We start from the raw sequence: 24640 nt of genomic DNA, 5'->3' as shown, positions 1-24640 counted from the left end.
GCTTTTTGCAGCAGACAGTATTGTAAATTAGGAGGAAGTATTATGGCAGAAGCGATCCGCGGAGCAATTCACTCTATAGAAACCTTTGGATCGGTCGATGGACCGGGAACCCGATATGTCATCTTTCTGAAAGGCTGTTATATGCGCTGCCGTTACTGCCATAATCCGGATACCTGGGATCTCCACTCCGATGACATGCGTACTGCAGACGAAATCCTGGATCATGCGGAACGCTATCGCGAGTACTGGGGACCAGACGGAGGTATTACGGTGAGTGGTGGAGATCCGCTTGTTCAGATTGATTTTGTAATTGATCTTTTTGAAAAGGCGCATAAAAGAGGAATTTCTACCTGTCTGGATACATCGGCACAGCCGTTTACCAGAAAGGAGCCGTTTTTCAGCAAGTTTAACCGTCTGATTAAGGTGACGGATACCGTGCTTTTTGATATCAAGGAAATTGATGATGAAAAGCATAAAAAGCTGACCGGATGGACCAATAAAAACATTCTGGATTGCGCCAGATATCTTTCTGAGCAGGGTGTGGATCTCTGGATCCGGCATGTCCTGGTTCCCGGTCTTACGGATAGTGACGAGGAGCTGATTGCTACAAAGCAGTTTATCGATACATTACATACAGTTAAAAAAATAGAGATTCTGCCATATCATAGCCTTGGTGCCTATAAGTATGAGAAGCTTGGCATTCCATATACGCTTAAGGATGTCAATCCGCCGACGGAGGAACAGGTGGCTCATGCTAAGGCCCTGCTTGGCATCTGATGTGATTGTTTCGGACCTTCCGTTGTGTTACACTGAGTTTACTGCAGTTCAACACAACGGGAGGTCCTTTTTATTATGCTTTATGATGAAAAAATCTGGATGGGGCAGGATTATGACGGAGCAGAAAAGCTTTGCATCTTGCCGAAAATGGTAAATCGTCACGGGCTTATCACCGGGGCGACAGGCACCGGCAAAACCATCACGCTTAAGGTTATGGCGGAGTCTCTCAGTGAGATGGGGGTTCCGGTCTTTTTATCTGATGTAAAGGGTGATCTTGCAGGCATGCTGCTGCCTGGCACAGAGACGCAGGATATGGCAGAGAGAAAAAAATACTTCGGACTGGATACAGCAGGTTTCCGGTACCAGGGATATCCTGTAGAGTTCTGGGACGTTGAGGAAAAGGGAGGACTTCCGCTTCGGACGACGATCAGTGAGTTTGGGCCGACGCTGCTTGCGAGGCTTTTGGAACTCTCGGAACTGCAGGCGGATATTCTGAGCATCGTATTTCGTATTGCGGATGAGCATCAACTTTTGCTTTTAGATACCAAAGATCTGAGAGCTATGCTGCAGCATGTGGCGGAACACAGCAAGGAGTATTCAGAAACATATGGCAATATGTCAAAACAGAGCCTGAATGCGATATTGAGAGCCGTGGTGGCGCTGGAGACAGAGGGCGGAGATCGTTTTTTTGGAGAGCCTGCGATTGACATTCATGATTTTATGGTAAAAGGGGCAGATGGAAAAGGCTGTATCAATATCATGGATGCGCGTAAAACGATGCAGAATCCGCGCATTTACTCGACATTTATGCTATATATGCTGTCGGAGCTTTTTGAGCAGATGCCGGAAGTGGGTGACATGGCAGAGCCATCAATGGTATTCTTTTTTGATGAAGCACATCTCCTGTTTGAGGATGCACCAAAGGCGCTTATCGCCAAGATTGAGCAGGTTGTCAAGCTCATCCGTTCCAAGGGTATCGGAGTGTATTTCATAAGTCAAAATCCTGCGGATATTCCGGATACGGTACTTGCACAGCTGGGGAATAAGGTACAGCATGCCTTACGGGCGTATACTCCGGCAGAGAAAAAACGTGTACATGCTGCCGCACAGGCATTCCGGGCAAATCCGGCATTTGACACGGAAGCGGTACTCGAGGAGCTTGGTACCGGAGAGGCACTGATTTCCTTCCTGGATCAGGACGGCAGACCGCAGATGGTCAGACGTGCGAGGATTCTGCCGCCGGAGAGCAAAATGGGACCGGTAGAGGAGTCAGAACGTACCGCGGCAATAAAGGCTTCTGCATTGTATCAGAAATACGCCGTGATGATTGATCGGGATTCCGCATATGAATATTTTAAAAGAAAATCCGGGCAGGAGGAGCTTAAGAGACAGGAGGCTAAGGAAGCAGAGGAAAGAGAGAAACGGGAAGCCAGGGAGCAGGAGAGCATGGCAAAGCAGGAGGAAAAGGAACGGAAGAAAAAGCTTGCAACGGTAAAAAGCGTTGGTAGATCCACTGCTGGTACGCTCGGACGTGAGGTTGGATATGCCGTTGGAAAGGAACTGTTTGGAAGCTCCATCGGCAGAAGGATTGGTGGAAATATCGGCGCAGCTCTCGGCAGAGGAATCCTCGATACGCTGCTCGGCAGATAAAATCGTGCGCTGATGGCAGCTTTGCTTTTGCGAATGCAATCAGCCCCAAAATATCCGTTTACAGCGTAAGCTCGTCATGGAAGGTGTTGGAGCTAAAGATAAGATACAGGCAGGATTCTGCAATTTATCACAGAATCATGCCTGTTTATTTTACTCTAAATTAAGTGCCGTGATCCCCAGAAATAATATAAGAATCAGGATCACACCGAGGGATGTGAAAAACTGCGATAACATTTTACCGAGATTTGTTTCGGTCCGGAGCTCTGCCAGAATTTCAGGGAAATGCCGGAGCAGGAACCAGAGCATATAAATCATACCGCCATAAACCAGCAGGTTATAGAGACTGTAAACCCATAGGTTCTCCTGCATGTACTGGTTAAAGAGGATGGCAAAGGCATTATTGGAAATGTGCATAAGGATGGAGCATGGCAGCCCGTAGGTTTCCCTGATCCAGGCAAAGAGACTTCCAATCAGGAGAGCAGTAAAAAACTGAATGATGTTTCCGTGCATGAGACCAAAGAGGAAGGCGGAAATCAGGACGGCAAAGATTTTACCATAACGTCTGAGACTCCCGTAGATTAATCCGCGGAACAGGCATTCCTCAAGGATTGGTGCTGCGAGGATCGAGTAGATCAGCATCCAGAAGCCGGTAATACTTCCGGACGCGGCTTCTGTCGCATATTCCAGTGAAAAGCCCATGGATTTTAAAAACTTCTCTACCGGATCCAGAAGGATGGTGCTGTATGCCTGCAGACCGTATACAAGAAATAAAAGCCTGAGATAGGTGACGGCATGAAAGCGCTTGTACGTATGCCCGACAGAATGTATGCCCAGGATCCGGGTAGCTGCAAGCAGTGCCAGGAAGCCTGCAAGGAGCATGGCAAGCCCCTCATAGGATGCAAGTCCTGCATGGAACAGGAGGATCAGATACCCTCCGAGCTGGAAAATGAGTTCATATATAAAAAGTGCCAGCGCCAGCCGGTTAAACTGATGCCTGGTGGGATTGGTCTGGAAAGGCAGCATGAGATCTCCGTTGAGTAATGATGTTCAGAATGTTATACTGCTACATAGCCTTCATGGCAGGGTAGTATTATCATGAATATATTATACATAAGATCTGTCAGGATCACCATAAGGAGATAGAGATTGAAAAAGTGGTTTTTATATAATAAAAAAGCAGATTTCCAGGGCATTGCGGCAAAATTTGGCATTGATCCTGTGACTGCGAGGATCCTCAGAAACCGGGAAGTTAATTCCGAGAGTCAGATCCGGAATTTCCTGAGCGGGACATTGGAGGATGGACTGCATTCGCCACTTCTGCTGCCGGATGCGATCCGATGCATGAACAATCTGGACCGCTGCATCCGGGAGGGACGGAAAATCCGTATTGTCGGGGACTATGATGTAGATGGAGTCTGCGCCACATACATCCTCTTCCGGGGACTTAAGCATCTGGGAGCGGATGTGGATTATCAGATTCCTGACCGCATCCGGGATGGATATGGCATCAATCGGAGCATCATTGACCGTGCAAAGGCGGATGGCATATACACGATTCTGACCTGTGATAATGGAATTTCCGCGGTGGAGGAGCTTAGGCATGCCCGGGAGCTTGGTTTGAATGTCATCGTTACGGATCACCACGATGTCCGCCAGAAAACGGATGAGGACTATGGATGTGAATCCCGCGATATTCTGCCGCCTGCAGCTGCGGTGGTGGATGCCAAGAGAGAATCCAGTCGTTACCCGTTCCCGGAGATTTGTGGTGCCGTGGTGGCGTGGAAAATGATTCAGCTCCTGTATCAGAAACGGAATCTCCCTGTAGAGGAGTCCATGGAATTTCTGGAATTTGCCGCGATTGCAACGGTTTGTGATGTGGTGAGACTACAGGATGAAAACCGGTTGATCGTAAAATACGGGCTTCAGAGGATCAAGGAAACGTCCAATCCGGGACTTGCTGCGTTACTGGAGATCACAGGGCTCTCGGAGCAGGAAAAGATCAGTACCTACCATATCGGGTTTGTACTGGGACCGTGCATCAACGCAGGGGGACGGCTGGAAAGCGCTGTGGAGGCGCTCGCATTGTTTCGCGCAGAGGATCGCGCCGAGGCATACGAGAGAGCCATCCGACTTAAGTCGCTGAATGATGTCCGGAAGGATATGACCCTGGAGGCGTGCAAAACAGCCTTTCAGCAGGTGGAGGAAACGTATGCCTCGGATCGTGTGCTGGTTGTATATCTGCCGGATCTGCATGAGAGCCTTGCCGGGATTGTTGCCGGCAGACTTAAGGAGAGGTATTACCGTCCATCCTTTGTGATCACCAATGCAGAGGACAGTGATGATGGTACCCGGATGGCAAAAGGCTCCGGGAGATCCATCGAAGCGTATCCTATGTCGGAGAAGCTTCAGGAAGTGAGCAAGTACCTTACAAAATGGGGAGGGCATCCAATGGCAGCAGGGTTTTCTCTTAAGCGAAGTGACATTGATGCCTTCCGGGCAGCACTTAACAGCAACTGCAGCTTAAGCCGCGAGGAGCTTGTCGAGAAGCTCTGGATTGACGTTCCGATGCCGGTGGATTATATCACTTTCGACCTGATCCATGATTTTGATAAGCTTGAGCCCTTTGGAACCGGCAATCCGAAGCCTCTGTTTGCAACAAAGGGACTGACCATTGCAGCCTTACGGGTTCTCGGCCAGAAGCATAATGTGGTAAAGCTGGAGCTCGTTTCCGGAACCGGGAGAAGGATCACAGGGCTTTTATTTTCTGATGTGGATCGGTTTATGCAGGAAAAAGAACAGAATCATCATATTGATGTCGTTTACTATCCGGATATTAATGAGTATAATGGCAGACAAGAGCTGCAGATCATCATAAACGATTATCAGTTCAAGCCATAAGGCCATCATACGACATGAGAAAGTGAGGTATTTTCATGATCAAGGAAGTAATGAAATTTATCACTGCCGCGGATCCCGAGGTTGGTTCGTTTATTGAAAAGGAGTATGAGAGACAACAGCATAATATAGAGCTGATCGCCTCTGAAAATATCCTGTCAGAAGCTTCGATGCTTGCGATGGGTACGGTCCTTACCAATAAATATGCAGAGGGCTATCCGGGAAAGCGCTATTATGGCGGATGTGTCAATGTAGATGAGATTGAGACCATCGCTATTGAGCGTGCCAAAAAGCTGTTTGGGTGTGAATATGCCAATGTTCAGCCGCATTCAGGCGCGCAGGCAAACATGGCTGTGACGATGGCGGTCTGTGATCCGGGAGACACGATTCTGGGCATGTCACTGGATGCAGGAGGACATCTGACACATGGTTCACCTGCCAACTTCTCCGGCAGATACTTCCATATCGTTCCTTATGGTGTCAACAGCGAGGGCTATATTGATTATGATGAGGTGGAAGCACTTGCCATTAAGAATCATCCCAAGATGATTATTGCCGGTGCTTCAGCATATCCGAGAGTCATTGATTTTAAGAGATTCCGGGAAATTGCGGATAAGTGCGGAGCGGTGCTCTGGGTGGATATGGCTCATATCGCAGGACTTGTGGCTGCCGGACTGCATCCGTCCCCTGTTCCATATGCGGATGTGGTAACTACGACGACCCATAAGACACTGCGTGGACCGAGAGGAGGATTGATTCTCTCCAGCCAGGAGGCTGCAGATCGTTTTAAATTTAATAAAAATGTATTCCCGGGTTCACAGGGTGGTCCGCTTGAGCATGTCATTGCAGCCAAGGCAGTCTGCTTTGGCGAGGCGCTGAAGCCGGAGTTTAAAACCTATCAGCAGCAGATTGTAAAGAACTGTAAGGCACTTGCGGATGAAATGATGAAGTGTGGCTTTAAGCTGGTTTCCAATGGTACGGATAACCATCTGATGCTTGTTGATCTTACCAATCTTCCGGAGCTTTCCGGCAAGGAACTGCAGAATCGCTGTGATGAGGTCAATATCACATTAAACCGTAATGCGATCCCTAATGATCCGCGTTCTCCATTTGTTACCTCCGGTGTCAGAATCGGTACTGCAGCGGTTACGACAAGAGGCATGAAGGAAGAGGATATGAAGCCGATCGCGGATTGTATCTGGAAGGCAGCGACTGACTTTGATAACTCCAGAGAAGCTATTATCAATGCGGTGCGGGAGCTTACCGACAGGTATCCGATTTACGAGGGCTGATAGCTGATATCCGTAAAATCCTGGTGCTCCGCAGATATCTGCTTATCAGAAAGACAGACAGAGCTCAGTAAATCCATGTATATGCCAACAAATGTGCGAACAAAAAAAGGAATGTCCCCCGAGGGACATTCCTTTTTTGTTCGCCTCTTTTAATACATCAGGCGTTCATTTTTTCTTTCAGATTATTTTGCGCTACGGTCAGCATCAGTTTGATTCTGTTGAGCTGATTTACCTCAGAGGCACCTGCGTCATAGTCGACGGCAATGATATTCGCATCCGGATTATGACGCTTCAGCTCCTTGATGACACCCTTGCCTACAATGTGGTTCGGGAGACAGCCAAACGGCTGCGTGCAGACAATATTGTTGACACCCTCCGACATCAGCTCCAGCATTTCGCCGGTCAGGAACCAGCCCTCACCGGTCTGATTGCCAAGGGATACATATTCTCTTGCCATTTCTGCAAGCTCGCGGATCTTTCCGGGCGGTGTAAAGCGGCTGGAGTGCGCGAGCTCCTTACGCGCCGTTTTACGCAGGAACTCCAGCATATTGGTTGCGGCATTGCATAAGGTCTTTCCCTTCCAGGAAGCACCCAGATTCTCGTACTTGAAATTCTGATTGTAGAAGCAGTAGAGCAGGAAATCCATAAGATCTGGCATAACGGCTTCCGCACCCTCTTTTTCCAGGAGATCTACAATATGGTTGTTGGCAAGCGGTGAGAACTTTACAAGGATCTCTCCGACAATGCCGACCTTTGGCTTCTGTACTCCATCCTTAAGGGGCAGATGGTCAAAGTCATGGATGATGCCCTTTATGTTCTTTTCAAACTCATGCATGGCGGCACTCGATTTGGAAAGGGAAGCAACACAGATCTTTTTCCATTTCTCATGCAGGGCATTGGCAGATCCCGGCACAAGCTCATATGGTCTTGTGGCATAGAGCACACGCATAAAAATGTCTCCGTAGACTACGCCCTGCAGAGCCTTGGTGAGCAGCGGGATCGTGATCTTAAAGCCCGGGGTCGTTTCCATACCGTTGGCATTGAGTGAGATGACCGGAATCTGCGGCATTCCCGCCTTTTCCAGTGCACGGCGAATGAATCCGATATAGTTTGATGCGCGGCAGCCGCCACCGGTCTGGGACATGATGACAGCGGTATGATCCAAATCATATTTACCGGACAGCAGTGCGTCCATGATCTGACCGACAACGATGATGGAAGGGTAGCACGCATCATTATTAACGTATTTCAGTCCTGTATCAATTGCGGTACGGTTAGCGTTATTAAGCACTACAAGATTATAGCCGTTGGCACGGATCGCAGCTTCGATCAGCTCAAAGTGAATCGGCGACATCTGAGGACAGAGGATTGTATACTGTTCCTGCTTCATTTCCTTGGTAAAGAGCTTCCGGTCATAATTTGCGGGACGGATCGTCCGGTCAAAATGCTTCTCGTCCCGGACACGGATCGCGGCAAGCAGAGAACGAATCCGGATTCTTGCAGCACCGAGATTGTTGACCTCATCGATTTTCAGTACGGTATAGATTTTGTCAGAGCCGGTGAGGATATCTCTTGCCTGGTCTACGGTAACAGCGTCCAGACCGCATCCAAAGGAATTTAGCTGGATAAAATCCAGATTATCCTGTGTCTTAACAAATTCCGCGGCCCGGTACAGTCTGGTATGGTACATCCACTGGTCTGTGACAATCAATGGACGCTCCACCTTACCGAGATGAGATACAGAATCCTCGGTCAAAACGGCAAAGTTGTAGGAGGTGATCAGCTCCGGTATGCCGTGGTTGATCTCCGGATCACAGTGATACGGACGACCGGCAAGCACAATGCCGCGGTGCCCGGTTTCCTTCATCCAGCGGAGGGTTTCCTCCCCCTTCTTTTCTATATCGGTATGTGCGCGGTTAAGCTCCTCCCAGGCTTCATGTGCCGCCTGACGGATTTCCTCCTCCGTGAAATTCCACTTGCGGAACTGTTCCCCGATTTTATCCAGTGTAAGCTCACCGACCGGACGGATGGAGTCCTCGATATGCTGCGGATGTACAAATACCTTTACCAGCTGATCGGTCAGGATCTTCTCGTTGGTAAACGCCACAAAGGGCTTCATAAACATGACGCTGTTGTCCTCTATGGATTCCACGTTGTTTTTTATATTTTCCGCATAGGAGGTGACCATCGGGCAGTTATAGTGATTGCCTGCATCCGGGGTTTCATTGCGCTCATATGGTACACAGGGGTAGAAGATGAATTTTTGTCCCTTGCGGATCAGCCACTCAATGTGACCATGTGCTATTTTGGCAGGATAGCATTCGGACTCGGACGGGATGGACTCAATTCCAAGCTCGTAGATCTGCCTTGTACTTGCCGGAGACAAAACCGTACGGAATTTAAGCTCGCGGAAGAAGGTAGCCCAGAATGGATAATTCTCATACATATTGAGAACTCTTGGGATACCTACCTCGCCGCGGACCGCCAGGTCCTGGGGCAGAGTTTCATAGTCAAACATGCGCTTGAGCTTATACTCAAACAGATTGGGAATGTTCTGCTTTACCTTGGCTTTTCCAAGACCGCGCTCGCAGCGGTTTCCGGAAATGAAGTTTCTGCCGGCACCAAACTGGTTGATGGTCAGTACGCAGCTGTTATTGCAGCCCTTGCAGCGAGTCATCTTTGTGGTGTATTTAAGCTCAATGATCTTGTCAAGAGAAAGCATGCTGGACTGAATCCGCCCATAGGAGGTTCTTGGTACATCAACCTCCTCGCCGGGCTTCATTGCCTTTAATCTGGCGTTGGCAAGATGGTAACGCTCTCTTGCAATGAGCGCGGCACCAAAGGCTCCCATAATACCGGCGATGTCCGGACGAACGACGTGCGTTCCAAGCAGATTTTCAAATGCGCGCAGTACGGCATCATTATAAAATGTACCGCCCTGTACAACAATGTGCTGACCGAGATCCTTGGCATCGGTAACCTTGATGACCTTAAACAGCGCATTTTTAATTACAGAGTAAGCAAGACCTGCGGAAATATCCGCAACACTGGCGCCTTCCTTCTGTGCCTGCTTTACGTTGGAGTTCATAAAAACCGTGCAGCGGGAACCGAGATCGGTCGGATTATCTGCATAAAGCGCCTCATGTGCAAAGTCAATGACGGAATAATTCAGTGACTTGGCAAAGGTTTCCAGGAACGAACCGCATCCGCTGGAGCAGGCTTCATTGAGCTGAACGGAATCCACAGTGCCATCCTTAATGCGGATGCATTTCATGTCCTGTCCGCCGATGTCCAGGATACAGTCCACATCCGGCTCAAAAAACGCAGCGGCATAATAATGCGCGATGGTTTCCACCTCGCCCTCATCCAGCTGGAAGGCGGACTTTAACAATGCTTCGCCGTAGCCGGTGGAGCAGCTGTATACAATATGAGCGTCCGAAGGCAGCAGATCACGGATTTCCTTTATGGATTTTATGGCTGTCGCGATGGGAGATCCGTTATTGTTGGCATAAAATTTATAGAGCAGCTCTCCCTGGTCGGAAACCAGCGCAAGCTTTGTTGTTGTGGATCCGGCATCAATGCCAAGGAAAACATCTCCATGGTAGGATGCGAGGTCTCTGGTTTTTACCTTGGATTTTGCATGACGCTCGCTGAACTCCTGATACTCGGCTTCATTTTTAAAGAGCGCAGGCATTCGCTTGATTTCCACATCCATCTTGATGCCATGGCGGAGCAGCTCCACGAGATCTGAAATCGCAGTCTCTTTGGCGTCTTCCGGACAGTTAAGCGCTGAACCGATCGCGGCAAAAAGGTGGCTGTTTTCCGGCGCAATGATTTCATCATCATGGAGATTGAGCGTACGGATAAATGCATTGCGAAGCTCCGGCATAAAATGCAGAGGTCCGCCGAGAAAGGCAACATGTCCCCGGATAGGCTTCCCCTGCGCAAGACCGGAAATCGTCTGATTTACCACAGCCTGAAAGATCGAGGCAGCAAGGTCCTCTCTCGCGGCACCCTCATTGATCAGCGGCTGAATGTCGGTTTTGGCAAATACACCGCATCTTGCAGCAATCGGATAAATCATCTGGTAATTGGCAGCAAGCTTGTTGAGACCTGCAGCATCCGTATGCAGGAGCGATGCCATCTGATCAATAAAGGAACCGGTACCTCCTGCACAGATTCCATTCATACGCTGATCAATTCCGCCCTTGAAATAGATGATTTTGGCGTCCTCTCCACCGAGCTCGATCGCAACATCCGTATCCGGACGGAAATCCTTAAGAGCAGTCGCAACTGCGACAACCTCCTGGCAGAAAAATACATCCATATGTCTGGACAGAGCCAGTCCCCCGGAACCGGTGATGACGGATGCGAGATGGATTTCGCCGAGCTTCTCCCGTGCTTCCTCCAGAATATCCGCCAGTGTTTCCTGAATGTTGGCGTGATGTCTACGGTAATCCGAGAACAAAAGAGTATTTTCAGTATCAAGAATTGCGATTTTAACAGTGGTAGAACCGATGTCAATTCCTAATCTGTATTGATGTGTCATATATAAATTACACTCCATTTCCATATAAAAACGACATCCTTAAGGCAAAAAAAGATGTCAATAAGGTAATGTAACATAGATGTATGTCCGCTTCAAGACAGGACATCATTAAATAATTATAAATTCCATACCTATTTAAAAGCATTTTTTTTCTTGAAAAATCCTCGTATAGCAAGTATACTCTTGCTAACTTAGAGTATAGCGCGCGTAGTATGCCCTGCGGCAGGTACTTAGTGGATTTATCATCACGGCGTATGGCAGCGAGCTGTCATGAGAGAGCAGGAGGTTGAAATTTGACTTTTTTTCAGAAGCTTGAGAGAAAATTCGGCAAATATGCAGTTCCGAATCTTATGAAATATATCTGCGTCATGTATGTGGTTGGTTTCCTGATTCAGGTAGTGAATCCGCTGTTTTACTACTATTACCTGGATCTTGATCCGGAAGCAATCCTGCATGGACACATCTGGAGGATTGTTACATTTCTGTTTTATCCGCCCTCCACGAGTCTCATCTGGATGCTGATCGCGGTCTTTGTCTACTATAGTCTCGGCACAACGCTGGAACGGGTTTGGGGAGTATTTCAGTATAATTTCTTTTTCTTTTCCGGAGCGCTGATGCTGGTGCTTGCCAGTCTTTTAATCTACATATTTACCGGATATCCGATGCAGCTTTATCCTATTTATATGAGCTTCAGCATTTTCCTGGCCTACGCCATTACATTTCCGGATGCAACCTTTCTGCTTTATTTTCTGATCCCGATTAAAGCAAGCTGGCTTGCGGTATTTGAAGTAGTTCTTTATGTTTTTCAGTTTATTACCGGCGGTGTGGCGACCAAGGTGATGATCGGCCTTGCACTTCTCAATGTGGCGCTGTTTTTTTTCTTAACCACCAGAAGACCGAAGCATATTTTTCATATTAATGATTATCGTTAAAGGCATGCCGCAGATGGAGCAGGAGGACCTGCCATGTGCGGCATTTAGCTATAGAGTTTATTGAAATGAGTTGAGTCAAAGTAAAGGAGTTCATTTATGAGAAAGACCAAAATTGTATGTACACTTGGACCAAATGAAAATAATTATGAAATTCTGAGAAAGCTTGCGGAAAAGATGGATGTTGCCAGATTTAATTTTTCGCATGGTGACCATGAGGAGCATCTGGATCGTCTGGAGCTTCTTAAAAAAGCAAGAAAGGACAGCGGACGTCAGATCGCAGCTCTCCTGGATACCAAGGGACCGGAGATCCGTACCGGACTTCTGGAGAATCATGAGAAGGTTACACTTGTGACCGGTCAGGACTTTACTCTGACAACAGAGGAAATCACAGGTAACAAGGACAAGGTTTACATCAATTATGATGGATTGAACCAGGATGTGTCTGCGGGGAATGTGATCCTGATCGATGATGGTCTGATTGGTCTTAAGGTTAAGGATGTCCAGGGACCGGAGATCCACTGTACTGTTGTAAATGGCGGTGAGCTTGGCGAGAGGAAGGGCGTAAACGTTCCCAATGTTTCCATTCGCCTGCCGGGTCTTACCGATAAGGACATTGACGATATCAAGTTCGGTATCCAGCAGGGATTTGATTTTGTTGCGGCATCATTTGTCAGAAATGCGGAGACCATCAATCAGATCCGCGCGTCGATTGATGAGGCTGGTTCACATATGCAGATCATTGCCAAGATTGAGTCTCAGGAGGGACTGGATAATCTGGATGAGATCATTGCGGCAGCAGACGGTATCATGGTGGCAAGAGGAGATCTGGGTGTTGAAATCGAAGCCAAGAGACTTCCGCAGCTGCAGAAGGAGATGATCTCCAAGGCAAACTTTGCCGGCAAGATTGTTATTACAGCAACCCAGATGCTGGATTCCATGATCCGTAATCCGCGTCCGACAAGAGCAGAGGTTACGGATGTTGCAAATGCAGTATACCTTGGCACAGATGCAGTGATGCTGTCCGGAGAAACTGCCAACGGCAAGTATCCGGTGGAAGCACTTGATATGATGGCGTCTGTTGTGGAGTACACAGAGCAGTTCCTGAATTATAAGGATATCTACAAGAACCGGATGGTAGAAAAGAGCATCTATCAGAACATTGCGAATGCAGTCTGCGCGGCATCTGTCACAACGGCACATGAGCTTCAGGCAAGAGCCATTGTAGCACCGACAATGAGCGGCACAACAGCACGTCTCATCTCAAAGTATCGTCCGAAATCAGAAATCATGGCACTGTCTCCAAATCAGGGCACGGTTCGTCAGATGATGCTGCTCTGGGGTGTAACACCGGTATGGGCTAGAAGAGCGGATACCACCGATGAGCTGTTTGAGTCCTCCATTGAGGAGCTTAAAAACCGGAATCTGATCCAGGATGGAGATCTCTGCGTAATTACTGCAGGTGTGCTTTCCAGACTGACCAAGCATCAGCCGGCAGCAGCTACCAATATCATGAGGATTATGCAGGCGTAATCTGGTTTAGTTTGTCAGACGGTCGGGAACTGGAAATGAACGTTTAGAGGAAACATATATTATGAAAAAGGCTTTTGTGACAAGGGAACAGGTACAAACCATCAATGAAACATATCCTACTCCTTTTTATCTTTATGATGAGAAAGGAATCCGGGAAAACGCCAGGAAGGTTTATCAGGCATTTAGCTGGAACAAGGGGTTTAAAGAATATTTTGCCGTGAAGGCCACGCCAAACCCGACCATACTAAAAATTCTGAAAGAGGAAGGCTGTGGTACGGACTGTTCTTCTATCACAGAGCTTATGATGTCGGATGCCTGCGGCTTCCAGGGGCAGGATATTATGTTCTCCTCTAATGATACGCCGGAAGAGGAGTACCGCTTTGCTGCAAAGCTTGGTGCTATCATCAATCTGGATGATTTTTCCAATATCCAGGAGCTTAAGGATACCCTGGGATATTTGCCGGAAACGATGTGTCTCCGGTATAATCCGGGCGGATATTTCCGGATTGCCAATACCATCATGGACAATCCTCAGGATGCTAAGTATGGTATGACAACAGCCCAGATCATCGAAGGCTATAAGATCCTGAAGGCAAATGGAGTAAAGCATTTTGGTATCCATGCTTTTCTGGCATCCAATACCGTTACCAATGACTATTATCCGACGCTTGCAAAGGAGCTTTTTGAACTGGCAGTAAAGATCAAGGCAGAGACCGGTGTATGCCTTGATTTTATCAATCTTTCCGGCGGCGTTGGCATCCCATATCGCCCGGAGCAGGAAGCCAACGACATTCTAAAGATCGGGGAAGCGGTACACCGTATGTTTGATCAGGTACTGGTGCCAAATGGACTTGGAGATATCCGGCTTTTTACGGAAATGGGCAGATTTATGCTGGGGCCGTACGGAGCACTTGTTACCAAGGTCATCCATTTCAAGGAGACCTATAAGCATTATGCCGGGGTGGATGCCTGCGCAGTAAATCTCATGCGGCCTGCGATGTATGGTGCATATCACCACATTACGGTGCTTGGCAAGGAAAAGGAAGCCTCTGAGGAGGTATATGATGTTACAGGATCGCTTTGTGAAAACAATGATAAGTTTGCCATTGATCGTCCGCTGCCAAAGCTTCAAAAGGGAGATTATCTTTTCATCCATGATGCCGGTGCGCACGGCTTTGCCATGGGCTATAACTACAATGGTAAGCTCTGGTCCTCTGAGCTTCTGCTGCGGGAGGATGGATCTGTAAAGCTCATCCGCCGTGCAGAGACACCAAAGGATTATTTTGCGACTCTGGATATTGATGATACTATGAAGAAATATATGTGATATAATAATAACTCGTGACTAATTTCAGATGAGGTATTTTGTATGGCATTAAAGAAAAAACCGGTAACCGGTATGAAGGATATACTGCCCAGAGAGATGGAGCTTCGCCAGTATGTACTGTCCGAAATCCGGAAAACATACCGTGAATTTGGCTTCACGGAAATAGAAACTCCGGTAGTGGAGCATATTGAAAACCTTCTTTCCAAGCAGGGCGGCGATAACGAGAAGCTGATTTTCAAGGTCCTTAAAAGAGGCGACAAGCTGGAGCAGGCATATGCATCCGGCGATATGGACCAGCTTGCAGACTCCGGACTGCGTTATGATCTGACGCTTCCGCTGTCTCGTTTTTACAGTCAGAATCAGGCACAGCTGCCAAATCCGTTTAAGGCATTGCAGATTGGACCTGTGTTCCGCGCAGACCGTCCGCAAAAGGGCAGGTTCCGCGAATTTGTTCAATGTGATATTGATATCTTTGGCGATGCCGGCAATACATCGGAGATTGAGTTGATTCTTGCTATATCGACGCTTCTCAACCGCATTGGATTTGGAAAGAAGTATCATTTTAAGGTCGTTATCAATGACCGTGAAATCCTGCGAGGGATGCAGGCATATGCCGGTTTCCAGGAGGCAGATTTTGAGAAGGTCTGCATTAGTCTTGATAAGGCGGATAAGATCGGAAATGCTGGTGTCAAGGAGGAGCTGCTCTCTCTTGGCTATGAGGAGAGCATCATCGACCGGTATCAGGAGTTGCTTTCTACGATCGGTACAGAGGCATCCGACATTCGCACGCTGGGAGAGAAGCTTAAGGATGTGCTTCCGGTTAAGGTGACAGACAACCTTGCAGAAATTGTTGAAACAGTTTCCAAGATTAAAAGTGTGGATGTCAGAGTGGAATTTGATCCGACACTGGTACGCGGGATGGGATACTATACCGGACCGATTTTTGAAATCCGTGCAGAGGGCTTTGCAGGCTCTGTCGGTGGTGGAGGCCGCTATGATAAAATGGTCGGCAGATTTACCGGTCAGGATATACCGGCGGTTGGATTTTCCATCGGTTTTGAGAGAATCATCACGATCATGATGGATGCCGGTGAAAGTATCCCGGGAGAAATCAGGAAAACAGCATTCCTGCTTGATAAAAATCTCGATGCGGAAAAAACGGCAGCAGCGCTCAATGAGGCAATGGAGATGCGTCAGAGAGGCGAAATTGTGCTGGTTTCCCGGATGAATAAAAATAAGAAATTCCAGAAAGATCAGCTGACAGCAGAGGGGTATACTGCATTTAAGGAGTTCTATCAGGACGACTTGAAGTGAAAGATGCCTTTTTTGGCACAGGAAGCGATTTTATCTATAAATAAAGAAGGTAGTAACATGGCAGAATCGATGAAGGGTCTGCACAGAACGTGCAGATGTACAGAGCTTGACGAGTCTTACATTGGTAAGGAAGTTACCATGATGGGCTGGGTGCAGAGATCCAGAAATAAAGGTGGTCTGATCTTTACAGATTTAAGAGACCGGAGCGGACTTCTCCAGATTGTTTTTGAGGAGGCCGATTGCGGAAGTGAAGTATTTGAAAAGGCCGCAAAGCTCCGTTCGGAGTTTGTAATCGCGGTGACCGGTATTGTACGTTCCAGAGGTAAGGATACCAATAAGGAGATGAAAACAGGTTCCATTGAGATTTCCGCACGGACACTCAGGATCCTGGCTGAAGCCGAAACGCCGCCGTTCCCGATTGAGGACGGTATTGCAACTAACGAAAACGTCCGGCTTAAGTACCGGTATCTGGATTTAAGAAGACCGGAACTTGCTAGGAGGATTATGACGCGCGCAAAGATTGCGCATCTTATCCGTAATTTTATGTCGGACAATGGCTTCCTTGAAATTGAGACGCCGACGCTGATCAAGTCTACACCGGAGGGTGCAAGAGATTTCCTCGTGCCTAGCCGTATGCATCACGGATCCTTTTATGCCCTGCCGCAGTCGCCGCAGCTTTTAAAGCAGCTCCTGATGGTTTCTGGTTTTGACCGGTATTTCCAGCTTGCAAGATGCTACCGTGATGAGGATCTCCGTGCGGACCGGCAGCCGGAGTTTACACAGGTGGATATGGAGCTCTCCTTTGTGGATGTGGATGATGTTATCGAGGTCAATGAGAGACTGCTTCAGTACCTGTTTAAGGAGATCTGCAATGTAGATGTACAGCTTCCATTGATGCGCATGAAGTGGATCGATGCAATGAACAATTACGGATCTGACAAGCCGGACATGCGTTTTGATATGCTGCTTCATGATGTTACGGATACGGTAAAGGACTGCGGCTTTGGAGTCTTTGCTAACTGTGCCAAGGAGGGCGGCAGAATCAAGGGGCTGAATGTCAAAGGGCAGGCACATATGCCGCGGAAGCACATTGACCGGTATACGGAGTTTGTCAAGGGATATGGTGCCAAGGGACTCGCATATCTTGCAATCAATGAAGACGGAAGCTGCAAGTCCTCTTTCAGTAAGTTCATGTCCGAGGAAGAGATCAAAGCACTTATCACAGCAATGGACGGAGAGCCGGGCGACCTGCTGATGTTTGTATCGGATACCAAGAAGACAGTGGTTTGGGATGCTCTCGGAGCGCTTCGTCTGGAGCTTGGCAGGGACCTGGATCTGATTGACAAAAAAGCCTGGAAATTTTTATGGGTAACAGAATTCCCAATGTTTGAGTGGTCGGATGAGCTTGGCAGATATCAGGCAATGCACCATCCGTTTACGATGCCGATGGAGGAAGATCTGCCGCTGGTGGATACCGATCAGGGTGCCGTCAGGGCCAAGGCTTACGATATTGTTCTTAACGGCACAGAGCTTGGTGGAGGATCAGTCCGGATTCATCAGGCAGATGTACAGGAAAAGATGCTTGAAAAGCTTGGATTTACTCCGGAAAAAGCCAATCAGCAGTTCGGCTTTCTGATGCAGGCGTTTAAGTATGGAGTTCCGCCTCATGCAGGACTTGCATATGGTCTGGACCGGCTGGCCATGTGGATGGTGGGTGCGGACACAATCCGTGATGTCATTGCCTTCCCTAAGGTCAAGGATGGATCGGATCCGATGATGGAGGCTCCAGCGCCTGTATTTGACGAGCAGCAGCTTACCGACCTTGGAATCGCTGTAGTACCGGATCAGGCTCCGGAGAGTAACTGATAAAGACGCTTAAGTAAAGGAATCGTGACTGTGACAAGAGATGAGTTTCTCCGTAAGCTGCGGGGAGAGCTGAGTCAGAATGTTTCTGACGAGGTCATCCAAAACCAGCTGCAATACTATAATGATTATATAAATGAGCAGATCCGCCTAGGCAATGCTGAGGAAGCAGTTGTGGAGGGACTTGGAGATCCGAGACTGCTGGCCAAGACGATCATTGATGCGGCAGAAGCGGGCGGTGATGTTGTTGCCAATGAAACACCGTTCCGCTATACCGAGGCTGAGATCAATTATAATAGTGATGAGGAGGATCTTGGCTATCGCGGTGCTGCGGAGGACTCGGAAAGTCCGCAGGATAAATTTTTCCGGCGGGATCAGGGACCGCAGAGAGAGGAAGCATCGGATTCCGAGACAGATTCCGGAGAGCAGACTGCATATGATGGACAGAGTGTGGAGAATGGAAGCCATGGCAGCAGACAAAATTCGCACTCCCATCCCTGGGGCAGTAATCCCTTTGGAAACACTCATGTTTATACAACCAGCGGTACGGGATGCTTTGTACTTGTTTTAATAACCATACTGGTACTATATCTGCTGGGAATGCTGCTGGGCGGCATATTTACGTTACTGTCGCCTGTACTTCTGCCACTTCTGGTGGTTGCTGTTATTTTATGGTTCATTAAGGGAATATTAGACAGATGAAAACCTGCGAAATCGTTGTTCCATGCCACTTCGGGCTTGAAGCGATAACAAAGAAGGAAATCATAGATCTCGGTTATGACATCACTGAGGTAACGGATGGCAGAGTCAGCTTCACGGGAGATGCGGATGCCATTGCGAGAGCCAATGTCTTTCTGAGAACGACGGAAAGAGTTCTCCTTAAGGTTGGCTCTTTCCATGCGGAAACCTTTGAGGAACTCTTTCAGGCAACCAAAGCATTGCCGTGGGAGGAATACATTCCTAAAGACGGAAGCTTCTGGGTTACCAAGGCAAGCTCTATCAAATCCAAGCTGTTTTCCACGAGAGACATTCAGTCTGTTATGAAAAAGGCCATGGTTGTGAGACTGGGGGAGTATTATGGCGTCTCCAGCTTTGAGGAGCATGGCGCAAAATATCCGATCCGGGTATTTGCACTGAAGGACGAGTTTATGGTATGCCTTGATACCTCAGGTGAATCTCTCCATAAGAGGGGATACCGCCTGAAGCAGGGACTTGCGCCGATTACGGAAACGCTTGCGGCAGCATTGATCATGCTTTCCGGATGGAGAGATGACCGACCGTTTGTGGATCCAATGTGCGGGTCGGGAACATTCCCCATTGAAGCCGCAATGATGGCGGCGCATATTGCACCCGGCATGGACCGTGCTTTTACATCGGAGGCATGGACCAATCTGATTGACAGAAAACTCTGGTATAATGCGGTGGAAGAGGCCAATGATCTTGTGGACCGGCATCTTTTGGAAACCGGGTACAACGCGTTTGACAAGAAGGTTGATATCCAGGGGTATGATATTGATCCTGAGGTTATACAGGTGGCAAGGGAAAATGCCGAGAGAGCCGGTGTTGACAAGCTGGTTCATCTGCAGGTAAGGGATGTTGCGGATATGTCGCATGGCGGAAAGCATGGATATATCATCACCAATCCGCCGTACGGAGAGCGCATTGAGGACAAACGGAATCTTCCGATGCTGTATACAGAGCTTAGGGAGGTCTATCAGAGTCTCGACCCGAGCTGGAACATGCATATCATCACGGCCTGGGAGGATGCTGTAAAATACCTGGGCAGAGCGGACCGGAATCGTAAGATCTACAATGGTATGATGAAGACATATTTTTACAGCTATGACGGCTGGAAACGAGTCCGCCGTACGGATGGAGCCAAAACCGGTGCTTTACGTCCTGCGGGGAAGGACAGGTCCGGCAGGATGCTAAGGAAGTAAGTCGGATTCCGCAATTTATACAGAGTTAAGTAACGGAGGAATTTACCGTGAGATTGATTTTTGCAACGCATAATAAAAACAAGCTGATTGAAATCCGGCAAATCATGTCAGACGTTGCCTCTGAGATTGTTGGGAAGGACGAGCTGGGCATAGATTTTGAACCGGAGGAGAATGGTAAAAGCTTTGCTGAAAATTCCGAAATCAAGGCGACTGCGATCCGGGAGTACATGAAGTCACATCATATGCTTGCAGATGACGATATTATTATGGCAGATGACTCCGGACTTTGCGTAGACTGGCTGCATGGAGGCCCCGGAATTTTTTCCTCGAGATATCTGGGTGAGGATACCAGCTATGCGGTTAAAAATCAGCACATAATTGATAAGCTGAAATATGCCGAGGGCGATGAACGAGCAGCGCATTTCACATGCGATATCTGTGCGGCATTTGCGGATGGCAGGGTGTTTCATACGGAGGGAATTTTCCCGGGGATTATTGCGTATAAGCCTGCCGGAGAAAATGGCTTTGGATACGATCCGATTCTGTATCTGCCGGAGTTCCATAAAACCTCGGCGGAGTTAAGCGCAGAGGAAAAAAACAGTATCTCTCACAGAGGCAAGGCTCTCAGGGAGATGCGTCGTCTGCTTCAGCATATCCGGGAGTCCGATGCGGAAATCTCTAAAAGAGTTGCTCCGCTTGAGGACAAACCTCGTCGGAAGCGTGTACTGGTAGTCAGTGATTCCCATCGTAAGGATGATAATCTCAAAAAAGTTATTGATATGGTGCGCCCGATTGACATTATGATACATCTTGGCGATGTCGAAGGATCGGAGGATAGTCTCCGCCAGTATGCCGGCAATGACGTTAGCTGTTATTTTGTACAGGGAAACAACGATTATTTCTCGGATCTGCCCAGGGAACTGGAAATTACACTTGGCAATAAAAAATGCTTCCTGACCCATGGACATAATTATGGTGTCAGCATGGATGTCAGTATCCTTGCGGACGAAGCTAGGACAAGGGGTTGTGATGTCGCGTTTTTCGGGCATACACATCGTCCGTTTCAGCATGAAGTCAATGGTGTTATGTGCGTGAATCCCGGTTCCATCAGCTATCCGAGACAGGTGGACCGCCGTCCATCGTTTATGCTGATTGAAATCCTGGATAACGGAGAGCTGTTTTACAGTCAGGCGTACTATAAAGAAAGCTGAATGAGAAGCAGTTTAAAAGGTTAGTATAACTACTATATAAAAGCAAAAGCCTAAAAGACGGAATCTGAAAAATTTTCTTTTTGGTATTGACAATCTAAGACGGATTGGCTAATATATATGAGTCGCTGAGACGACATCATGTGAGTCCGTAGCTCAGCTGGATAGAGCAACGGCCTTCTAAGCCGTGGGTCGGGGGTTCGAATCCCCCCGGGCTCAGTTCTCACAGATGTGAGGAAAGGTACTGCTATTATGGCAGACCGTAATATGGTGGGTATAGCGTAGTTGGTTATCGCGCCAGATTGTGGTTCTGGAGATCCTGGATTCGAGTTCCAGTACCCACCCTAGCCATAGCAGGCAGTGCATAGGGCTATCGCCAAGCGGTAAGGCACAGGCCTTTGACGCCTGCATTCGTTGGTTCGAATCCAACTGGCCCTGTTGATTACGAGACACTAGCTCAGTCGGTAGAGCACTTGACTTTTAATCAAGTTGTCGCGGGTTCGATTCCCACGTGTCTCATGTAGAAATCCTGTAAGGTTAATCTTACAGGATTTTTTGTTTTAGCGGATATGGCGGAATTGGCAGACGCGCCAGATTTAGGTTCTGGTGGGCGACCGTGCAGGTTCAAGTCCTGTTATCCGCAGACTGAAAAGGATGGCTTGAAATCGAGGAAAACGTTGATTTTCCTAAGGTTTCAAGCCATTTTTTTATGTTAAAAATCTATTCTATTAGACATGGAATCTAATGTTTTTATATAAAAATTTGACCAAGAATTTGACCAAAATGGTCCAAGGATCAGAGGATATCTGACAGATGAGACGCCAGGGCTTCCTGTGCTTTTTTAGATTCTTCTCGCTGCGCATAGTCGTAGACTTTCCGCATGATCTGCGATCCGGCTTTCCATCCTCCTGCCTGCTCAACATAAATATCCGGCATAGTTTCCCTGGCAGTGGATGCAAAAAAGTGACGCAGCTTATGTAAAGAAAATTTTTCGATGCCAAGTTCTTTTTCGACTGCTTCCAGATGTTCGTTGATCTGTCCGGGATGTCCCCGGTAAAGTCTGCCTTCTGGACAACCCCGAATGAGAGATGCGACATAATCAGAAACAATGATTTTCCTAGTGGAAGCTGTGGTTTTAGTTGATTTCAGAACCCACTTACGATTTTCATCAAGTACAAGAGCTTTATTGATGGAAATTGTGTTTCCGTCAAGATCAGACCGTTCCAGGGCTATGATTTCAGACCGCCGCAAGCCGAAACAAGCAAGCCATAAAGGCAGCTCGTATGAAGTCCCCTTTACCGCTTCCAGGATGCGCTTTACATCGGATTTTTCCGGCACATAAAAACTGACAGCGCGTTTTTGCGGAAGTGATACAGAGTTACGCCAGCTCGGTCTGACAAAGGTCATCACCACGGAAACAAAGCCACTCAAATTACGCACGGATTTGGGGCTGTGAGACCTTGAATAATCGTTAATGAGTGTTTGTACGTCTGCACATGAAATGCCCGCTATTGGACGTTTAGTGAAGTCTGACGGCATGGTACGAAGCTGGGACCTGTACTCACGGACTGTAGACGGTGAAAGGATAGAGTCTTTTGTCGAGATATAGTTTTCTGCGGCTTTCTGAAAGGATAGTGTCTTAGACGTTGTTTTCTCAGCATCCGTGAGGGCATATAGAAGCTTATCAGCTTCCGATTGTCTGGGCTTATAGTCCAGTGTGAGAGAATAGACTTTTCCGTTAATCATCTTACGAATCCGGTAAGAATTACCGCGTTTCTCTATGGTAGCCATAGTACCTCCTTCCTTGTGCTTTGATCGAAAAGAGAGTACAATGAGGTTGGCGATTTTCATACTCTCTTCTTTTTAGAGAACAAACCCCGCTGAAGGCAATCAGCGGGGGATTTTTTATTGCATTCCTAATTGGGCTTTCAGACCATCCTGTAGGGTCTTTGAGAAATTAATTCCAGCAGCAGTTGCGGCTTCATTCAACCATTCAGGAATTGTCAGAGTCTTTTTGACAGCTGTTTTTTTCAGCAACCTTCTATATTTTTCCGTATCGCAGGAAACAAGATTTACAAATTCGTTTTCAGCCGTTGGTATAGACTTCACATTAGACGGCGCGGGAATTTTCTTTTTTTCATCTTCGTATTCTACCAGCATAAGAGACAACACATCTTCAGCCATATACAAAGCTTCAGCCAAGGTATCCCCACAGGTAAAGCATCCTTCAAGATCAGGAAAATTTACAGCGTAACCATCATCTTCTTCAGAAAAAACCGCCGGATAAATATACTTAGCCATAATTACCTCCTTGCACAATTAAGGTAAAGCATTGAAGCTGTGGGGCTTATTTCAGCCCCGCTTCATTCAAAATACTTTGCTCCGTTTTCTTGACGAGCTCTTTACTATAGTGCCTTGGAACGGAAAAGTTTTTTCCGGTTATTGGTGAATACCAACATTCATGATTGGCACCTTCTCTAACCTTGTAACATCCGTTTTTCTTCAGGAGCTTAACTATTTCGGATACTTTCAATGCTTTACCCTCCTTTCGATTACAAATATATTATACACGTGTTAAATACGTATGTCAACGGTAACACGTGTATAATGCGTGCAATTTGTTTACATTTCAACTGTTCGGAAATTCCGACTAGTTGCCCCTGTGAGCTTCATATTCAATATCTTGCACATCATGCATCTCAAAATGTTTTCCTAAGATATGCTTCATGGCATGATCGTAAGATTCTCGGTACTTCTGATCGGACAGATTCTTGTCTATATAAACCGTCCATCCGTCATCCTCTGCATCCGGCACGACAGCTTCATTGCAAGCTCTGCCGGAGACCTTGTGTAAATTGATCGGATAAATATGTATATCGTCAGGCAGGATCGTCATTATCAGCATCTCCCCATTTAAGAAATTCAATGTATTGTGCGGCTTTTTGGAGTTGGTCAGGAGTGGCATTTTCTGCGGCATCAAAGAGAATACGTTTGTTGGGATCATCAAAGATTTCCTGGGCTACTCGGGCAGTTTCGGGATTGAGGTAGTATGCCTGAGTATTTGGTTCTCTATCAGAGGGATGCTCCATAATATCTTGCCTTGTTACATTGAAGTAATGGCAAAGCAGATCAATTTTATCCATTCTTGGCACTCTTGTACCATTAACCCAGCTAGATATAGTTGCTTTGCTGATGTGCAAATCCTTGGCAACATCTGCTTGCGTTTTTTGGTGTTCATAAAAAATTCTTTTCAAATTCTTTGATATTATTTTTCCATATTCTAAGTCGCTCATTGATCCACCTCCCATGTACACTTATTGTAATCCGTTCTAAATAAAAAGTCTACAAAATGTATTTACAGTT

At 47.4% G+C, this 24640-nt stretch carries 19 protein-coding genes and 5 tRNA genes; 18 read left to right on the top strand and 6 right to left on the bottom strand.

Annotation, left to right across the window (positions count from 1 at the left end; genetic code table 11):
- The first annotated feature begins 42 nt into the window (after window positions 1-42).
- Both pflA and ACTNEN_RS09870 read left to right on the top strand, forming a co-directional pair.
- A complete protein-coding gene (gene pflA, locus ACTNEN_RS09875; protein ID WP_441206168.1) occupies window positions 43-777 on the top strand; it encodes a pyruvate formate-lyase-activating protein in 735 nt (244 codons plus the stop codon).
- Between the two features lie 75 nt (window positions 778-852).
- A complete protein-coding gene (locus ACTNEN_RS09870; protein ID WP_441206167.1) occupies window positions 853-2427 on the top strand; it encodes a helicase HerA-like domain-containing protein in 1575 nt (524 codons plus the stop codon).
- A gap of 150 nt (window positions 2428-2577) precedes the next feature.
- Here the strand turns inward: ACTNEN_RS09870 and ACTNEN_RS09865 are convergent, their stop codons facing one another.
- Window positions 2578-3450, bottom strand: coding sequence for a lysostaphin resistance A-like protein (locus tag ACTNEN_RS09865; RefSeq protein WP_441206165.1), 873 nt, complete (start codon window positions 3448-3450; stop codon window positions 2578-2580).
- 123 nt (window positions 3451-3573) lie between these two features.
- On the opposite strand from ACTNEN_RS09865, the gene recJ reads away from it, so the two are divergent.
- Together recJ and glyA are read left to right on the top strand one after the other, a co-directional pair.
- Complete coding sequence (gene recJ / locus ACTNEN_RS09860; RefSeq protein WP_441206164.1) at window positions 3574-5325, top strand: single-stranded-DNA-specific exonuclease RecJ; 1752 nt, start codon at window positions 3574-3576, stop codon at window positions 5323-5325.
- A 35-nt stretch (window positions 5326-5360) separates the two neighbouring features.
- A complete protein-coding gene (glyA, locus tag ACTNEN_RS09855) occupies window positions 5361-6614 on the top strand; it encodes a serine hydroxymethyltransferase (protein ID WP_441206163.1) in 1254 nt (417 codons plus the stop codon).
- A gap of 157 nt (window positions 6615-6771) precedes the next feature.
- Here the strand turns inward: glyA and ACTNEN_RS09850 are convergent, their stop codons facing one another.
- Window positions 6772-11163: an acyl-CoA dehydratase activase-related protein gene (locus ACTNEN_RS09850; RefSeq protein WP_441206162.1), complete on the bottom strand. Its 4392-nt coding sequence runs from the start codon at window positions 11161-11163 to the stop codon at window positions 6772-6774.
- 293 nt (window positions 11164-11456) lie between these two features.
- Between ACTNEN_RS09850 and ACTNEN_RS09845 the strand changes: the two genes are divergently transcribed.
- From ACTNEN_RS09845 to ACTNEN_RS09785, 13 genes are all read left to right on the top strand, one after another.
- Window positions 11457-12095 (top strand): hypothetical protein, encoded by a 639-nt coding sequence (locus ACTNEN_RS09845; protein WP_441206161.1) that lies wholly within the window; start codon window positions 11457-11459, stop codon window positions 12093-12095.
- Between the two features lie 96 nt (window positions 12096-12191).
- Window positions 12192-13625: a pyruvate kinase gene (gene pyk, locus ACTNEN_RS09840; RefSeq protein ID WP_441206159.1), complete on the top strand. Its 1434-nt coding sequence runs from the start codon at window positions 12192-12194 to the stop codon at window positions 13623-13625.
- Between the two features lie 61 nt (window positions 13626-13686).
- Complete coding sequence (locus ACTNEN_RS09835; RefSeq protein WP_441206158.1) at window positions 13687-14952, top strand: diaminopimelate decarboxylase; 1266 nt, start codon at window positions 13687-13689, stop codon at window positions 14950-14952.
- Window positions 14953-14994: 42 nt separating this feature from the next.
- On the top strand, window positions 14995-16266 hold the full coding sequence (gene hisS / locus ACTNEN_RS09830) for a histidine--tRNA ligase (protein ID WP_441206156.1): 1272 nt from the start codon (window positions 14995-14997) through the stop codon (window positions 16264-16266).
- Window positions 16267-16323: 57 nt separating this feature from the next.
- On the top strand, window positions 16324-18132 hold the full coding sequence (aspS, locus tag ACTNEN_RS09825; RefSeq protein ID WP_441206155.1) for an aspartate--tRNA ligase: 1809 nt from the start codon (window positions 16324-16326) through the stop codon (window positions 18130-18132).
- 30 nt (window positions 18133-18162) lie between these two features.
- Entirely contained in the window at window positions 18163-18831 is a 669-nt protein-coding gene (locus ACTNEN_RS09820; protein WP_441206153.1) for a DUF1700 domain-containing protein, read from the top strand.
- On the top strand, window positions 18828-20069 hold the full coding sequence (locus ACTNEN_RS09815; RefSeq protein WP_441206151.1) for a THUMP domain-containing class I SAM-dependent RNA methyltransferase: 1242 nt from the start codon (window positions 18828-18830) through the stop codon (window positions 20067-20069). Before ACTNEN_RS09820 ends, ACTNEN_RS09815 begins: the two co-directional genes overlap by 4 nt.
- 47 nt (window positions 20070-20116) lie before the next feature.
- Window positions 20117-21280, top strand: coding sequence for an RdgB/HAM1 family non-canonical purine NTP pyrophosphatase (gene rdgB / locus ACTNEN_RS09810; RefSeq protein ID WP_441206149.1), 1164 nt, complete (start codon window positions 20117-20119; stop codon window positions 21278-21280).
- A 142-nt stretch (window positions 21281-21422) separates the two neighbouring features.
- Window positions 21423-21496: transfer RNA gene (locus ACTNEN_RS09805), tRNA-Arg, on the top strand.
- Window positions 21497-21547: 51 nt separating this feature from the next.
- Window positions 21548-21621: transfer RNA gene (locus tag ACTNEN_RS09800), tRNA-His, on the top strand.
- Between the two features lie 22 nt (window positions 21622-21643).
- A tRNA-Gln gene (locus ACTNEN_RS09795) sits at window positions 21644-21715 on the top strand.
- A gap of 8 nt (window positions 21716-21723) precedes the next feature.
- Window positions 21724-21796, top strand: a tRNA-Lys gene (locus tag ACTNEN_RS09790).
- A 44-nt stretch (window positions 21797-21840) separates the two neighbouring features.
- Window positions 21841-21920: transfer RNA gene (locus ACTNEN_RS09785), tRNA-Leu, on the top strand.
- A gap of 152 nt (window positions 21921-22072) precedes the next feature.
- Here ACTNEN_RS09785 and ACTNEN_RS09780 read toward each other — a convergent pair.
- The 3 genes from ACTNEN_RS09780 to ACTNEN_RS09770 all read right to left on the bottom strand — a co-directional run bounded on the left by ACTNEN_RS09780 (window position 22073) and on the right by ACTNEN_RS09770 (window position 23810).
- Window positions 22073-23068 carry a tyrosine-type recombinase/integrase gene (locus ACTNEN_RS09780; protein WP_441206148.1) on the bottom strand — a complete coding sequence of 332 codons (996 nt, stop codon included), beginning with the start codon at window positions 23066-23068 and terminating at the stop codon, window positions 22073-22075.
- Window positions 23069-23182: 114 nt separating this feature from the next.
- The gene (locus ACTNEN_RS09775) at window positions 23183-23578 is read right to left on the bottom strand and encodes a type II toxin-antitoxin system HicB family antitoxin (RefSeq protein WP_441206146.1); all 396 of its coding nucleotides are present in this window, start codon (window positions 23576-23578) and stop codon (window positions 23183-23185) included.
- Between the two features lie 46 nt (window positions 23579-23624).
- Window positions 23625-23810: a type II toxin-antitoxin system HicA family toxin gene (locus ACTNEN_RS09770; RefSeq protein ID WP_441206144.1), complete on the bottom strand. Its 186-nt coding sequence runs from the start codon at window positions 23808-23810 to the stop codon at window positions 23625-23627.
- A 198-nt stretch (window positions 23811-24008) separates the two neighbouring features.
- On the opposite strand from ACTNEN_RS09770, the gene ACTNEN_RS09765 reads away from it, so the two are divergent.
- Window positions 24009-24131, top strand: coding sequence for a hypothetical protein (locus ACTNEN_RS09765; protein ID WP_441206143.1), 123 nt, complete (start codon window positions 24009-24011; stop codon window positions 24129-24131).
- 25 nt (window positions 24132-24156) lie between these two features.
- Here ACTNEN_RS09765 and ACTNEN_RS09760 read toward each other — a convergent pair whose 3' ends face one another.
- Window positions 24157-24570, bottom strand: a complete 414-nt coding sequence (locus ACTNEN_RS09760; protein WP_441206141.1) for a helix-turn-helix transcriptional regulator — start codon at window positions 24568-24570, stop codon at window positions 24157-24159.
- Between the last annotated feature and the right edge of the window lie 70 nt (window positions 24571-24640).

Origin of the sequence: Oribacterium sp. HCP28S3_H8, from assembly GCF_052064775.1 — a bacterium.
GTDB lineage: Bacteria > Bacillota > Clostridia > Lachnospirales > Lachnospiraceae > Oribacterium.
The sequence above is the reverse complement of the archived record's forward strand: the minus strand, read 5'-3'. Positions and strand labels throughout refer to the sequence as shown.